Here is a 15,027-nt window from a genome sequence, read left to right as displayed (position 1 = left end):
CTGCTGCTATCCCCCGTCCCCGCCGGGCGTGAGGAAAGGCGCCGGAAGCTGCGGGCCCGGGCCTGGCGGTGCGGCAGGGGCCGGTGCGGCAGGCGGCCCCGGCGGCGGGCCGGCCGGGACGAAGCCTTCCCGTCGCGCTCCCGGCGGTGCGTTCGGCGGCAGCGGTACGGCCGTACCAGGCGCGTTCGGCACGGGATCTCCGGGCAAAGCTGCATCGGGAACACCCGGTGACGGCGCCGGACCATTGGGGTTTGGCGGCAGCGAAAGGACGTCGCGCAGCGCCGGATACGGACCGTTGGGGCCGAACGGGCCCTGGCTCTGGTCGAGACCGGCACACGGCATCGGATTGCCCGGTCGCGGGGACATCTCCGCCGGCGGCGAATACGAACACGGCGAACCGGGTGCCACCGCGGGCCCAGGGTGATCCGGAGTGCCCTCGAGCACCGGCGGCGCCGGCGGCGGTGCTCCGTTGGCGAATCTCTTGCCGTTCGGGTCGGGGTATCGGAACGCCGGCAATCCGGCACTACGCCAGAAGTTCTCGGGATCGATGCCACGCTTCTTGAAAGCGGCATCGACCCACGGCTGCAGGATCTGATATGGCAGCAGGTTGCCGACCATCACTTTGAAGTACGGCCCCGATCCGACGGCTTCACTAAGCGCCGCGGTGTAGTTGCGCAGTGTGCCCAACACGGAAGCAAGGTCGTTCTTGTGTGCGGCGAGAACATCTGTGACACCGCGCAGCTGTTCGAGCAGGTGGTGCAGGTTCGGGTTGTCGTTGATCAACCCTTGCACCTGTGCCGAGAACGCCGACACGTTAGTCAGCAGCGCGGCAATGGCTTTCCCGCGTTCATTGAACGCGGCGAGTAGCGTCTGGGTGTTGCGCAGCAAGGCGTTGATCTGCTTGCTGCGATCACCGAGTACGGCGGCTACTTTCCTGGCCTCGCGCAGCAGGTGTTTGAGTTCGTCGTCGCGTTTGCCGATGATGTCGGAGAACTTGGCCACGCCGTCAAGGGCCGCGCTGAGGTGAGGATAGGTCTGGTTGATGGTGCGGGACAGCACATTCAGCGACTCTTTGACCGTGTCGATGTTCCATCCCGCGGCGGCCTTGGTGACATCGAAGAACGCGTCGTACACCTGGTACGGAGTGGTGCTCTGACGCAGTGGCAGCACGTCGTTGGGTCGCATCCGCTTGGCGCCGCGTGGCTCGATCTCGAGCACCTTCTTGCCCAGCAGCGTGTCGGTGCGGATGGACACCCGGCTCTCGGTGCCGATGGTGTGGGTGCCGGCGGTGAACTTCATCAGGATGTGATCGCCGTCGATCGACATATCCTGCACGCTGCCGACGTCCAGACCCATGATGCGAACCTTGTCGCCCTTGCTGACGCCTCCGGAATCGGTGAACTGGGCATAATAGTTCGCGGTCGCAAACAACACCGGCAGGCTGCTGAAGCTTTGTCCCACACCGACAACGAGGACCACGATGGCGATGGCCAGCACTCCGACTCGGACCCGGTTGGCGGGCTGCAGCGTTCTCATTGCAGCGTGCACCTCCCGGTCGGCTGGGTGAGAAGTTTGACTGACCGGACAGGTCCGCCGGGTTGCAGCCCGTTGACTTTCAGCGACAGGTCGCAGAGGTAGAAGTTGAAGAAGTCGCCGTAGATTCCGCTGGCGCGGCCGATGATGTTGAACGCGGCGGGCACCTTACCCACCAGATCCCCGACCCGGTCGCGTTGGTCGTTGAGAGGTCCGGCGAGGACCTCCAGGTGCGTGACCGCACCGCGGACCAGGGCTCGGTTGTCGGAGAGCAGGTCGGCCACCGTTCCGGCTGCATTGCTGATGTGCGCGGTCCCGTCGGCCAGCGGAACGGCGCGGTCCTTCAGACCGGTGATCAGTCCTTCGAATTTGTCGATGGTGGAATCGAGTTGGTCGTGGTGACGCTCCGTGGTGTCCAGCACAGCGTTCAGGTTGTGGATCACACTGCCGACGGCCTGGTCACTTTCGGCGAGCCGATCGGTCAGCTGCGCGGTTTGGTCGAGGATGTCGTTGATGGTTCCGCCTTCGCCCTGGAACACCGTGATGATCGACGACGCGATGGTGTTGACCTTCTGTGGATCCAGCGCACGGAACAGCGGCTTGAAGCCACCGATCAGCGCATCGAGGTCGAGTGCGGGCTGGGTCCGCGCCAGGGGGATGAATCCGCCTGGTGGCAAAACTCTTTCGGCATTCTCACCTGATCCGCGGCCGATCTCCAGGTAGCGGTTGCCGATGAGGTCTTGATAGCGGATCTGTGCGGTCGTCGACTGGTAGAGCTGCACCGAGCGGTCCACCGAGAATTCCACCAGGATCCGCTTGTCGCCCTCGACGAGCTTCACTTTCTTGACCTTGCCTACTTCCACGCCGGAAGCCCGGACGAACTGTCCCGCCCGCACGCCGCTGGCATTGCTGAACTCCGCCGAATAGGTGTTGGTGCGGTCGAAGCGTATTTGGCCGAAAACCACGACAATGACTGCGGTGAAGAACAATTGGACAGACACGACCGCAGCGAGCCGGGTGACGATGCCGGAGATTTTCATGGGTTGATCGTGTACTCCCCGTACTGCCGGCCCCACACGTATTCATTGACCAGTGGCTGGGCGAGTTCGAAGTGGTTGTATGGCGCAATACTGTTGCCGGAGTCCATCACCAAGTACGGCGCCGGCCATAGGTCGCGGGTGATTGGCTGCCAGCAGCCCGGTTTGCCGTAAGGTCCACCTCTGGCGTTGACCCTCGGCAAGTTGTCCGGGTAGACATACGGGTTCTCCGAGCCGGTGATCGCTACCCCGAGCTGTGCCGCGTAATGGTTGCCGCTTTCGAGCTGAGCAACCTTGGGTGCGATGTCGGCGAAATTGCGGATCGTGCAGAACGCCTGTGGGCTGTAGGTGTCGAGCAGGTGCGCAGTCGGTTTCAGGTCGGCGGTAAGGCGTTCCAGGTAGGGCCTGCTTCGGGTGAAGATGTCGTTTCCGGTGTTGGCGAAGCCGACTGCCGCGAGCAGCGCCGCATCGAGTTCGGCCTGGTGATGGTTGAGTGTGCGCGCCGTCGTCACGGCATTGTCAAGTGCGTCAAAGAGATCCGGGGCCGCCTTGGCGTATTTATCGCCAAGCGCCGCGAGCTGGTGGATGTCGTGGCGAATGATCGGCATCCGGGGGTTCACGTGGTCGAGGATCTTGTTGCCGTTGACGATCGACTGCCCGAATTTGTCACCCAGCCCGGTCAGCGCCTGGGCCGCCGCGCTCAGCGTCAGGTTCACCTTCACCGGATCGACGTTGTCGGCGAGCTCGACGAGCGTCTCGAACACGGTGTTGAACTCCGTTGTCACCGACGTCGCATCGATCACGTTCGACGGTGTGATCCGCTGCGGTGCAGCCTCTTTAGGAGAAGTCAGGCTGACGTACTTGTTGCCGAACACCGTGGTCGCCTGAATTTTGGCGATCACGTTGGCCGGGATGAGGTCGACGTACTCCGGGTCGACGTCGAGGGTGAACTTCGCTGCCGGGCTGCCGCGATGCTCGACCTCGGAGATGCCGGCCACCCGTCCGATGCTCACGCCGTTGAAGGTGACCTTCGAGCCTTTGTCCATCACCAGACCGGCCCGCGCGGCCAACATCGTCAGCTTGGTCTTCGGGGTGAATTCGCCACGAAACTGCGCGTATATCAAGCCAAGCAGCAGCGCGCAGGCCAGCACCAGACCGATGCCGGCCACGGTGTCGGGCCAGGTTCGGGACTTCCGCTCCTTCTTGGGGATCGTCACCATGGGCGGCTACACCGTGAGGTTGAAGTTCGGGTCGACCCCGTAGAGCGCCAGCGAGGTCAACAGGACGACGATCACCGTGGACACCAACGAGAATCGCATCGACCGGCCGACGGCCTCCCCCACACCGACCGGTCCGCCGCTCGCGTTGTAGCCGTAGTAGCAGTGCGTGATCATCACGATCACGGCCATAACGATGACTTCCCCGCCCGACCAGAACACATCCTCGGTCCGCAGGAAGGTGCGGAAGTAGTGCTCGTAGGTGCCCACCGACTGTCCGTAGAACAGCGTCGTCACGACCTGTCCGGACAGAAACGACATCACCAGCGCCATCGCGTACAACGGGACGACCACCACCAGTCCCGCCATCAACCGGGTCGACACCAGGAACGCGACCGACTTGATGCCCATCACCTCGAGCGCGTCGATCTCCTCACTGATCCGCATCGCGCCAAGCTCCGCGGTGGCTCCCGCACCGACGGTGGCCGCCAGCGCGACGCCCGTCACCACCGCGGTGACCACCCGGACGTTGGCCAGGGCCGCGAAAAACCCGGTGAAGGCCTCGACGCCGATGTTGCCCAGCGACGCGAAACCCTGGATGGCGATCAGCGATCCGCCGGACAGCGTCACGAAGCCAACGATCGCCGCGGTGCCACCGACGACGGCCATTGCCCCGGTGCCCATTCCGATTTGGGCGATCAGTCGTAGCGTCTCCCTGCGGTAGCGGTGCACCGCCCAGCCGACCGACCAGCCGCTGGTGATGGCGAACCGGGTGAGGTGACCGGCCTTGTTGAGACCCCGGATCGCGCCGCCGCCGTACTGGTTGACGTTGGCGACGGTGCGCGGAAAACGCGCGCGGACGACGGCCGCGGTCGACATGTCAGCGGCCCGTCCCGAACCGGACGCCGATGGTGGTCAGGACGACGTTGACGGCGAACAGTGCGAGGACACACAGCACCAGCGTTTCGTTGACCGCGACACCGACGCCTTTCGGACCGCCTTTGGTGGTCAGGCCGCGATAGCAGCCGACCAGCCCGGCGATTGTCCCGAAAATCGCGGCCTTGATCGTCGCGATGACGACCTCGGGCAGCCCGGTCACCAGGGTCAGCGTGGCGAGATACGCACCGCCCGAGACGTTTTGGAGGTTGACGCCGAACAGGAAGCCGCCGACCAGCCCGATGGTGATGACGGTTCCGTTGAGCAGCGTTGCGACGACCGTCGCCGCCACCACCCGGGGCACCACCAGCCGGTGGATCGGGTCGATACCCAGCACCTCCATCGCGTCGATTTCTTCGCGAATGGTGCGTGCGCCCAGATCGGCGCAGATCGCCGTGGATCCGGCGCCGGCCACAACCAAGACGGTGGTCAGCGGTCCGAGTTGGGTGACCGCCCCCAACGCGGCGCCCGCACCTGAGATGTCGGCGGCGCCGAAGGCGGCCAGCAAGGTGTTAAGGGTGAAGACGATCAGCACAGTCAGTGGGATCGAGACGGCGATCGTGGGCAGCAGGGCGACGCGGGTGATGAACCAGGTTTGGACGATGAATTCGCCCCAGTGAAATGGCCGTCTGAACAACGCTTTTCCGGTCAGCACGCACATCCGGGCGAACCCGCCGACGGTAGCCAGCGGCGGCTCGAGCTGGTCGCGGACATAGCCGACGAGCCCGGTCGGCGTCGCCGTGGTCATCGTTGTCTCCGGAGACATGCGTCAGCGCGATGGCGCGCCGAGTTCACCATGCGTCACACTATCTAACAAAAATCACTTCAGCTACATCAGACACGCGGGTAACGTGCAGCGCCCTTAATCGGCCGGAGCGGACCTACTGTCCCGCTTGGCGTTCTTCAGGTTGGCCCAGAACCTCGCCGCCTCGCGGATCGACTCTTCGGTCGGCCTTGGCTGCCAACCCAATTCACGCACGGCCTTGCTGTGGTCGACCGGCGCTTCGGCCCGCATCATGCGCACTGACTCGAGGCTGAGCTCGGCATCTTTGCCGGTCAGTTTGGCTCGCAGGCTGCCCAGCGCGCCCAGGGCGTACAGCACCGGCACCGAGATCGCCCGCTGCGGCGCCCGCACCCCGGCCTCATCGGCCGCGATCCTGACGACCTCCTTCAGCGGCATCATCCGTTCGGAGATCAGGTACTTCTCGCCGTCGCGGCCACGCTCGGCGGCCAAGATCATCGCGCGGGCCGCATCGTCGACACCGACGACCTCTAACTGGATGCCATTCATCAGGAACGGCAGCTTGCCGTAGACCGCGCCGGCGATGAACGCGCCGTGCGGGGTCCTGCCCCAGTCGCCGGTGCCGTACGTCGTCGAGACGCACATGGCGACGGCGGGCAGGCCGTGGTCGGCGACGTAGCGCATGACCAGATCCTCGGCCTGCACCCGAGACTGGACGTAGGGGCTGACCCGCCGGTTACCGATCCGGTCCGCTTCGGTCGCGATGTGGCCGTGCCGGCGGTCGACCGTCGCGTAGGTGCTGGTGAAGACGAAGCGTTGCAGACCAGCATCTTTCGCGATGTCCAGCACGTTGCGTAGTCCCTCGACGTTGGTGTGGAACAGTGGCGCCGGGTCCTGTAGCCAGGCGCGGGTGTCGACCACGCAGTAGTACACCTGGTCGCAGCCGTCCATCGCCTCGCGCACGGTGGCGGTGTCGAAGACGTCGCCGTGGAAGCGGGTGACGTCCAGGTCGTCGATGCTGCGGGTGTTGGCGCCCTCGCGCACCATCACGCGCACGTCGGCGCCGTCGGCGACGAGCTGTCGGGTGACGTGCGAACCCAGAAAGCCGTTGGCCCCGATGACGAGCTTGGGCGCGCTCACTGTGTTCCTCCAAAAGACCTGCCGTATGTCTGCATCCAGCGGGCGGCGTCGTCGTCGAGCGTGCCCAGCTTCTCGGCCTTCTTGCACCACTTCACGGCCGCCTGCACGAAGCGCAGCGGGTTGTAGATGTCTTCCTGCCGGGACCATTGGCCGTCGCCGGCGTAGGTGATGATCGAGATATTGGTGGCGCTGATGATGGTGCCGTCACCCGGGTCGACCATCGGGTTGTCCAGTTCGCAGATGATCCGACCGGTGGGTTCGTCGATCACGGACCACAGCGACGGAAACGCGGTCATGTGGCTGCCCGGAAAGGTCGTCATCGTCTTGCGGATCCAGGCGCGCACCTCGTCGCGGCCCTTCATGGTGCCGGCGGCGTGTTCGATGTAGTCGACGTCCGGGGTGTAGTGCTGCACCCAGTCGTCCCAGTTCTTGGCCTGCGCGGCCGCGTCGACGGTCTGCTCGAAACGCGCGAACGCGGCGGCGAGTTCGTCGCGGCTGAAAACCTGGCTCACGCAGGAAACTAGAACACGTTCTACTGCGGTTTGTCGAGCACGTGGATAATCGACAAGATGACGGACTACAAGAAGGCAATACTGGCCGGCGGCTGCTTCTGGGGGATGCAGGACCTGATCCGCAAGCAGCCCGGCGTCGTCTCGACCAGGGTCGGCTACACCGGCGACCCGAGCGTGCCCCACGCGACGTATCGCAATCACGGAAACCACGCCGAGGCCATCGAGATCGTCTACGACCCGGCGATCACCGACTATCGGACCATGCTGGAGTTCTTCTTCCAGATTCACGACCCGACCACGAAGAACCGTCAGGGCAACGACCTCGGGCCCAGCTACCGCTCGGCGATCTTCTACCTCGACGAAGACCAGAAGCGCGTCGCCGAGGACACCATCGCCGACGTCGAAGCGTCCGGGCTGTGGCCCGGCAAGGTGGTCACCGAAGTCAGCCCGGCCGGCGACTTCTGGCAAGCCGAACCCGAGCACCAGGACTACCTGCTGCACTACCCGAACGGGTACACCTGCCACTTCATCCGGCCTGGCTGGAAGTTGCCGCGACGGGCCGCCGCCGACCGCTAGTTTCGTGAGGCGGCGGGTGCCAGCCCGGGATCTGCCGCCAACTGAAACGCCGTGCGCATCGCCTGCACGGCGGTGTCGTCGCCATCGAAAGTGCAGCGCCGCAGCGCGGCCTTCCGCTCGGCGGCGGTTCCACCGAGACGCGCGGTGATCAGATCGCCCGCGGTCGCGGTCACGGTGACGGCCGGCGTCTCCCGAGCAGCGGTCAGGCCGTCCTTGGTGGCTGCGAATTCGAAACGGCGACCGTCGATTTCGATGCGGTAGGACGTGGAGCGATCCGATGCCCGGGCCGGGTCGAAGCCGAGCAGGATGCCCGCCAGGAAGCCGTTCAACGGGGTCAGTGCGCTGTCGCTGGGCTCGAGCAGAGCCAGTCCGAACGTGGCGACCGCCCGGATCACCGGCGGCACTTTGCGCCAGCCCTCTTCGCTCAGGGTGTAGACGGTGCGCGCTACCGGCGGAGGCAATTCGGTCCGGCAGATCAGCCCGGCTTCTTCGAGCTCGCGCAACCGGTCGGCGAGCAAGTTGGTGGCGATGCCCGGAAGTGCTGCGCGCATATCGCCGTAGCGGCGTGCGCCCCCGATGAGCTCGCGCAGGATCAGCAGCGTCCACCGCTCGCCGAGGACGTCGAGCCCGCGCGCAATCGGGCAGTTCTGGTGGTAACTCTTGCGACCGGCCACACCAGCGAGTCTAGCGTATCGACGTTTTAATAAAACTATTGCTTGATTTTCTTGTCTATCGAGTTTACGGTTCAGTCTATGAGCATCGACGTCCGCCGCACGGCGTTCCCTGGCCATCCGATCGCCGCTCTGGCCGTGATTTGCTTGAGCGTCTTCGTCATCAGCGTCGATGCCACCATCGTCAACGTCGCTCTGCCCACGCTGTCTCGCGATCTGAACGCTGACACCGCGCAGCTGCAATGGATTGTCGACGCCTACACGCTCGTCATGGCCGGCCTGCTGCTATCGGTGGGAAGCCTCAGCGACCGATATGGCCGGCGCGGATGGCTCAGCGGCGGACTTGCCGTGTTCGCCGTGACTTCCGCCGTTGCGGCGCAGGCACATTCGGCGGAATCCCTGATCGCGGCCCGCGCCGCGATGGGCGTTGGCGCCGCGGTGATCTTCCCGACCACGCTTGGCCTGATCACGAATATCTTCACCGATGCGGCCACGCGGGCCAAGGCGATCGGCGTGTGGGCGGCGATGGTCGGTGTCGGCGTTGCCGCCGGCCCGATCACCGGCGGCTGGCTGCTTGAGCACTTCGCCTGGGGCTCAATCTTTCTGGTGAACGTCCCGGTCGCCGCGACGGCCATCGTAGGCGGAGTGCTGTGCGTTCCTACATCGCGTGATCCGGCCGCACCGAAGGTCGACATACCCGGGCTGCTGCTGTCCTGCACTGGGGTGACCGCCCTTATTTACACGGTCATCGAAGCGCCGAATTGGGGATGGGGTAGCGCGCGAGCCGTGGCAGGCTTCGGCATCGCCGTGGTCGTTCTCGGCGCCTTCGCGCTCTGGGAGCGGCGCAGTTCGCACCCGATGCTCGACGTCTCAGTGTTCGCGAACCGGCGATTCTCCGGCGGCAGCCTGGCGGTGACGGCGGGCTTCCTCACGCTGTTCGGCTTCATCTTCGTCATCACCCAGTATTTCCAATTCATCAAGGGCTACAGCGCATTCGAGGCAGGTGTGCGACTGTTGCCGGTCGCGGTCTCTATCGCCGTCGCCAGCGTGCTGGGTCCGCGCATTGTCGAGCGAGTGGGCAGCACGGCGGTCGTCGCGGCGGGCTTGACCCTTTTCGCGGCTGGGCTGGCATGGGCATCCACCGCCGATGCAGCCACGCCGTACCTGCAGATCGCCGAACAGATGGTTCTGCTTGGCGGCGGCCTCGGCTTGACGACAGCGCCGGCGACCGAGGCGATCATGGGCTCACTGTCTGCCAGCAAGGCCGGGATCGGTTCGGCCGTCAACGACACCACCCGAGAGTTGGGCGGCACGCTGGGTGTCGCGATCGTCGGCAGCGTGTTCGCATCCGTCTACTCCGGCCGGCTCGGCGCGGCGGCGGCTCTGACGACGCTCCCGGCGGACGTCCGGTCCACGATGACAAGCTCGATGGCCGCCGCCTACCGCGTCATCGGACAGTTGCCCGCCGCCCAGGCGGCCAGTGTGCGCGGCGCCGTCGACCATGCGTTCCTCGGCGGCTTGCAGATCGGCTCCCTGGTCTGCGCCGCTATCGCGCTGGCCGCGGCCGTCGTGGTCGCGGTTGTGCTGCCTGCGCGAGCACACCGATCGGCGTCCGAGATCACCGAGCAGGCCCAGCCAGAGTCAGTCACCACGTAACAAGCTGCAGTACAACGCATTTCCCACAATCACAAGTCAAAGGAGCATCCCTCATGAGCGCACTGCCAACCATCTTGGTGACCGCTGCGGCGGGCAAGACAGGCCGCCATACTGCCCTATCGCTGCTGTCGCGTGGCTTTCCGGTTCGCGCGATGGTGCATCGCGACGACGCCCGATCGGCGGCGTTGCGGCAACGGGGAGCCGAAGTCGTCGTCGGGAACGTCAGCGACGTGAACGATGTCCGCGCCGCGCTGCACGGCGTGCAGCGTGCCTACTGGGCTGCCCCCGGGGTACCGAGCGCGCTGGAGGCCGCCACCCTCTTCGCCGCGATCGCCGAGGAGGAACGGCTGGAAGTTGTTGTGGCGATGAGTCAATGGCTGGCCGATCCCGGTCACCTGTCGGCACAGACCCGCGCCACGTGGCTTGCCGATCGGGTGTTCGACTGGATGCCGAGCGTCGGCGCGATCACCGTCAACCCCGGGTTCTTCGCGGAGAATTACACCTACACGCTGGACACGGTGGCGCAGTTCGGTGTGTTGACGGTTCCCTTCGGCGACGGGCTCAATGCCCCGCCGTCTAATGAGGACATTGCCGCCGTCGCGAGCGCGCTGCTCGCAGATCCCGGACCGCACCTGGGACTCAGCTACCGTCCCACCGGCCCAGAATTGATCAGCCCCAGCGATTACGCCGAGATACTCGGCCGAGTGTTCGGACGCACGATCCGATACGTCGACATTCCATTTACGTTGCTGGCCAAGTCGGCTCGTTCGATCGGTTTCGATGAGTACACCCTCAACCAGTTGCACTGGTACATCGACGAACTCAAACGCGGCACCTTCGCCGTTCATGCGCCGACCGATGTCGTGCAACGGCTCACCGGCCGGCCGCCTGAGGACATGGAGACGATCGCCCGCCGCTATCTCACGACCATGCCGGGCACCAAACGCGGACCCTCGGGAATGGCCCGCGCAATGCGCCTGCTCGCGAGATCGATCGTCGCCCCGGCTCCGAATCGCAAGCAATACCTGCGCACCTTCCAGGACGGCGCGGCCATCGGGACACTGTCGATCGACTCCGAGCAATGGCAGGCCACTCACGACCCCAGCCGGGCACTCAATGCGCAGCGGCCGCGGATCAGCGCGATGCCGGCGGTCGCACGATGACCGCCGCGCCAGCTGCCGGCGCCGCGGCGCAATACGCCACCGGGGGAGTACGTCAGCGCATCGAAGCCGCATTGCGCTCCACTGGAAAGGATTTGGCTACGCTGACGCCCGCCGACCTGGCAGCCGGTTTGGCCTCGTTCGAGCACTTCCACTCCCTCGGCCGTCTGGGCACCGTGGCGCTGCTGGAGGCCGCGCATGTCACAGCGGCCGACCGTGTTCTCGACGCCGGCAGCAGTATCGGAGGTACCTCCCGCCTGCTTGCCGCTGAACACGGCTGCCGCGTGACCGCGGTCGATTTCACGGCTGAGTACTGCGACACCGCGCGGTGGCTGAACGGCCTGGTAAACCTCAACGACCGCATTGACGTGATTGAAGCAGACGTCACCGATCTACCATTGCCGGACGCAAGCTTCGATCTGGTTGTCAGCCAACACGTTCAGATGAACATCGCGGACAAAACGCGACTGTACAGCGAAGCCCGCCGCGTTCTGCGCGCCGGCGGGCGTCTTGCGATCTGGGATGTCACCGCGGGATCCCGCCAGCCCCTCGTTTTCCCGGTGCCGTGGGCCGACGTCCCCGAACGCAGCCACCTCGTCACGTCCGATGAGCTCGCCACCGCGCTGCAGAATGCCGGATTCGCGCTGGAGGTGTGGAACGACCTGACCGAGTTCACCGTCGAGGCCATGGCCCCGATATTGGCGGCGCCCGTGGATCCGCTCGGGCTTCAACTGGTCGTCCCCGACATCAACACCAAGGTCGCAAACCTGCTCGCGAATGCCCGGGAAGACCGCGTGCGGCTGATCCAAGCCGTCGCGATCGCCGGGTAGCCAGTGTCGCGAGACGGCAGCCAGGGCTGCGATTTGCGCCCGATAACGACCCTCACTGCTGTTTCGCGCCACTTCAACGTCGACGGACCGCGATCCGTCCGCCGTCCTTCGGGGTGTAGGCCACACCGCGCGAATGATACTTCTCCCCCGGGGCATCTGTGGTTTCGATCGTGAAGTGGCGCAACACCGTTCGTAGCACCACGTCCATCTCCATGTTCGCGAACACCGCGCCCACACAACGCCGGGCGCCACCACCGTAAGGCAGCCAACCGAAGCTGGGCGGTTTGGTGCCGACGAAGCGCTGGGGGTCGAAACGATCCGGGTTCGCGAACAGCTCCGCGTCGGTGTGTAGCCGCGCGATGCTGACGATGATGCTGTACCCGTGCGGGATGGACCAGTCGCCGAGATCGAAGGCCGGCGCGTGGACGTGCCGGCCGGCGGCGTCGATGACCGTTCGTTGTCGCTGCACCTCGAGGATCGTGGCCTGACGCAGCTCGTTGTCGCCGGTTTCGGCCTCGGCCACCAACGCCGTCAGTACGTCAGGGTGCCGACTGAGCCGTTCGAATGCCCAGCCCAGCGTGGACGCCGTCGTCTCGTGTCCGGCCGCCAGCAGGGTGAGCAGTTCGTCGCCGATGTCCTTGCGCGACATAGCCGAACCGTCCTCGTACGTGCTGCGCAGCATCAGCGCAAGCACGTCGGTCCGATTCTCGAAGTCCGGGTCAGCTCGTTCGTTTGCGATCAGCGTGTCGACGATCGCATCGTAGCGCCGCCGGTACTCGACCAGCCGGCCCCACGGCGAATAACGACCAAATGTTCGAGAAGGGTTGGGTATCATAGCCATCCGCGATCCCAGCGTGACCCACGGCGGAATGATGCGGCGCAACTCGTCGAGCGCGGCACCCTCGGCGCCGAAGACCGCACGCAGGATCGCGTTGAGCGTGATGCGCATCGTCGACGGCAGGGTGGGAAACGCGGTGCCCTGCGGCCACTCGGCGATCTCGCGCAGCGTCTCCTCTTCGATGATCGACTCGTAATTCTTGATGCTCTTTCCGTGGAACGGCGGTGCCAGCAGCCTGCGCCGCTGCCGGTGTTCGTCGTTGTCCAGCGCGAACACCGACCCGGACCCGAGCAGTCTGCTCAGGTTCGGCTGAATGTTGCCGAGCACATCTGGCGCGGCGGTGAACACCTGCTTGGCCAGTTTCGGGTCGGCCACCACGACCAACGGGCCATAGATCGGCACATGCAGCGAGAATGCGTCGCCGTAGCGGTCCGCCATCTTGAACATGAACGGTCGCCTGCCGAACGCGAAAGCGGCACCCTGCAATGGTTTTGGAATCCGAGGTCCCGGGGGCAACGAGATGGCGGGCGGCGCCGGGGCGGCGGGCGTTTCGACGGTGCTCACAACTGTGCACTCCCAATTTCGATGCGGTACCGCGCCGTACCGCGACTCATTCCGGTACGGTACCGTCTGGTACCAAGTGCTGGCAAGGGTCGGACCGAAGGAGGCGCGGTGAAGGCGACCGTCGCTGACGATGCGGCTTCGAGCGCGCCTTCCGATGCCGACACGTTTCGGCAACGGCTGCTCGACGGGCTGGCCGCCTCGATCACCGAGCGGGGTTACCGCGCCAGCACCGTTGCCGACATCGTCCGGCACGCCCGCACCTCCAAGCGCACCTTCTACGACCAGTTCCCGAGCAAGGAACAGTGCTTCCTCGAACTCCTGCACGCCGACGTCGGGAAACTGGCCGAGAACATTCGTGACGCCGTCGATCGCGACGGCGACTGGCAGACCCAGATCCGTCAGGCCGTCGAGGCGTACGTCGACCACATCGACGCCCGGCCGGCGCTGACGCTCAGTTGGATCCGCGAGCTGCCCTCGCTGGACGCCGCGGCGCGGCCGTTCCAGCGACGCGGCATGCAGCTACTGACCAGCCTGCTGGTGAACCTCAGCGACAACCCGGGCTTTCAGAAGGCCGGCCTGCCGCCGCTGACTCGGCCCAAGGCGGTCATCCTGATCGGCGGTCTGCGTGAATTGACTGCTCTGGCAGTCGAAGACGGGCACAGCGTGCGCGACATCGTCGAACCCGCGGTCGAGGCATCGGTGGCGATGCTCGGGTACCGCCACTAGAGCGCGAGGAACGCCCGCAGCCGGTCGAGCACCAGATCGGGACGCTGCTCGACGATCCAATGGCCGACGCCGTCGACCAACTCGACGTCGAAATCACGGACATGCGAGGCATACCCGTCGATCAGGTCGGGCGTGAGCACCGGGTCTTGGGTGCCGCTCAGCCAGCGCACCGGGACATCGACGGGCACATCGTCGAATTCGCCTCGCAGCCAACGCATCATCTCGGTGCTCTGAAAAGTCCGGTACCACCGCGAGCCGGCGACGGCGTGGCCGGGTTGGCGCATGCACTCGACGTACAGTGCGACGTCGTCATCGGGAACCCGGAATCCGCCGCCCACCCACGACGCCAGCATCCTGAAATAGCGGGCCTTACGGTCGGCGATCAACCGCGGCCCGATGACCGGCAGCAGCATCGGAATCTGATACCAGAAACGCCAGATGTTACGGATCGCCGACAGATCGCGCTGCACGTAGGGCGCCGCGGTGTTCAACCCGAAAAAGCCGGTCACCTTCTCCGGATGGCGCAGCATCATGATGAATGCGACGGGCCCACCCCAGTCGTGCGCCACCAGTTTCACCGGGCCGACGCCCAACCGGTCGAGCACGGCCGCCAGGTCGTCGGCCATATCGTTCTTGAGGTATCGGGATCTTGGCGCCGAACTCCAGCCCGCACCGCGCAGGTCGGGGCAGAGCACCCGGTAGCCGTCGGCGGCCAGTGGGCCGATCAGTTCGTGCCATTCCCACCAGTTCTCCGGGAAGCCGTGCACCAGCATCACCGGCGGTCCCTCGGCGGGCCCGGCGTCGGCGACATGGATCGTCACCCCGCCACCCAGATCGACGAACTTGTGATCGACACCGTCCAGCGCGGGCAGAGGAACCATGGGTGCAA

General features: G+C 65.5%; 15 protein-coding genes. 5 read left to right on the top strand and 10 right to left on the bottom strand.

What is annotated here, in order from left to right; translation table 11 throughout:
* Positions 1-6 precede the first annotated feature (6 nt).
* The 7 genes from G6N27_RS17305 to G6N27_RS17275 form a co-directional block, all read right to left on the bottom strand.
* Positions 7-1,536, bottom strand: a complete 1,530-nt coding sequence (locus G6N27_RS17305; protein WP_163778147.1) for a virulence factor Mce family protein — start codon at positions 1,534-1,536, stop codon at positions 7-9.
* Positions 1,533-2,573 carry an MCE family protein gene (locus G6N27_RS17300; RefSeq protein ID WP_163778144.1) on the bottom strand — a complete coding sequence of 347 codons (1,041 nt, stop codon included), beginning with the start codon at positions 2,571-2,573 and terminating at the stop codon, positions 1,533-1,535. The genes G6N27_RS17305 and G6N27_RS17300 overlap by 4 nt, the downstream gene beginning before the upstream one ends.
* The gene (locus tag G6N27_RS17295; RefSeq protein ID WP_372512982.1) at positions 2,570-3,787 is read right to left on the bottom strand and encodes an MCE family protein; all 1,218 of its coding nucleotides are present in this window, start codon (positions 3,785-3,787) and stop codon (positions 2,570-2,572) included. The genes G6N27_RS17300 and G6N27_RS17295 overlap by 4 nt, the downstream gene beginning before the upstream one ends.
* Before the next feature lie 9 nt (positions 3,788-3,796).
* Positions 3,797-4,666: an ABC transporter permease gene (locus G6N27_RS17290; protein ID WP_163778139.1), complete on the bottom strand. Its 870-nt coding sequence runs from the start codon at positions 4,664-4,666 to the stop codon at positions 3,797-3,799.
* Position 4,667: 1 nt separating this feature from the next.
* Entirely contained in the window at positions 4,668-5,471 is an 804-nt protein-coding gene (locus G6N27_RS17285; RefSeq protein WP_163778137.1) for an MlaE family ABC transporter permease, read from the bottom strand.
* 114 nt (positions 5,472-5,585) lie between these two features.
* The gene (locus tag G6N27_RS17280; RefSeq protein ID WP_163778134.1) at positions 5,586-6,605 is read right to left on the bottom strand and encodes an NAD-dependent epimerase/dehydratase family protein; all 1,020 of its coding nucleotides are present in this window, start codon (positions 6,603-6,605) and stop codon (positions 5,586-5,588) included.
* Positions 6,602-7,117 (bottom strand): nuclear transport factor 2 family protein, encoded by a 516-nt coding sequence (locus G6N27_RS17275; protein WP_163778131.1) that lies wholly within the window; start codon positions 7,115-7,117, stop codon positions 6,602-6,604. The genes G6N27_RS17280 and G6N27_RS17275 overlap by 4 nt, the downstream gene beginning before the upstream one ends.
* A gap of 57 nt (positions 7,118-7,174) precedes the next feature.
* Here G6N27_RS17275 and msrA point away from each other — a divergent pair, with 57 nt between their 5' ends.
* The gene (gene msrA, locus G6N27_RS17270) at positions 7,175-7,693 is read left to right on the top strand and encodes a peptide-methionine (S)-S-oxide reductase MsrA (RefSeq protein WP_163778128.1); all 519 of its coding nucleotides are present in this window, start codon (positions 7,175-7,177) and stop codon (positions 7,691-7,693) included.
* Here the strand turns inward: msrA and G6N27_RS17265 are convergent.
* On the bottom strand, positions 7,690-8,367 hold the full coding sequence (locus tag G6N27_RS17265) for a winged helix-turn-helix transcriptional regulator (RefSeq protein WP_232064644.1): 678 nt from the start codon (positions 8,365-8,367) through the stop codon (positions 7,690-7,692). The genes msrA and G6N27_RS17265 overlap by 4 nt on opposite strands.
* Positions 8,368-8,445: 78 nt before the next feature.
* Here G6N27_RS17265 and G6N27_RS17260 point away from each other — a divergent pair, with 78 nt between their 5' ends.
* The 3 genes from G6N27_RS17260 to G6N27_RS17250 are packed head-to-tail and all read left to right on the top strand — an operon-like array spanning position 8,446 to position 12,010.
* Positions 8,446-10,020: a DHA2 family efflux MFS transporter permease subunit gene (locus tag G6N27_RS17260; protein ID WP_163778124.1), complete on the top strand. Its 1,575-nt coding sequence runs from the start codon at positions 8,446-8,448 to the stop codon at positions 10,018-10,020.
* Between the two features lie 53 nt (positions 10,021-10,073).
* Entirely contained in the window at positions 10,074-11,183 is a 1,110-nt protein-coding gene (locus G6N27_RS17255; protein WP_163778122.1) for an NmrA family NAD(P)-binding protein, read from the top strand.
* Entirely contained in the window at positions 11,180-12,010 is an 831-nt protein-coding gene (locus G6N27_RS17250) for a class I SAM-dependent methyltransferase (RefSeq protein WP_163778120.1), read from the top strand. Before G6N27_RS17255 ends, G6N27_RS17250 begins: the two co-directional genes overlap by 4 nt.
* 73 nt (positions 12,011-12,083) lie before the next feature.
* Here G6N27_RS17250 and G6N27_RS17245 read toward each other — a convergent pair whose 3' ends face one another.
* Complete coding sequence (locus G6N27_RS17245) at positions 12,084-13,412, bottom strand: cytochrome P450 (protein ID WP_163778117.1); 1,329 nt, start codon at positions 13,410-13,412, stop codon at positions 12,084-12,086.
* Positions 13,413-13,520: 108 nt separating this feature from the next.
* Between G6N27_RS17245 and G6N27_RS17240 the strand changes: the two genes are divergently transcribed.
* Positions 13,521-14,138, top strand: a complete 618-nt coding sequence (locus G6N27_RS17240; RefSeq protein ID WP_232064643.1) for a TetR/AcrR family transcriptional regulator — start codon at positions 13,521-13,523, stop codon at positions 14,136-14,138.
* Here the strand turns inward: G6N27_RS17240 and G6N27_RS17235 are convergent.
* Positions 14,135-15,019 carry an alpha/beta fold hydrolase gene (locus G6N27_RS17235; protein ID WP_163778113.1) on the bottom strand — a complete coding sequence of 295 codons (885 nt, stop codon included), beginning with the start codon at positions 15,017-15,019 and terminating at the stop codon, positions 14,135-14,137. The genes G6N27_RS17240 and G6N27_RS17235 overlap by 4 nt on opposite strands.
* Positions 15,020-15,027 lie beyond the last annotated feature (8 nt).

The organism is Mycobacterium cookii (assembly GCF_010727945.1).
GTDB lineage: Bacteria > Actinomycetota > Actinomycetes > Mycobacteriales > Mycobacteriaceae > Mycobacterium > Mycobacterium cookii.
The sequence above is the reverse complement of the archived record's forward strand: the minus strand, read 5'-3'. Positions and strand labels throughout refer to the sequence as shown.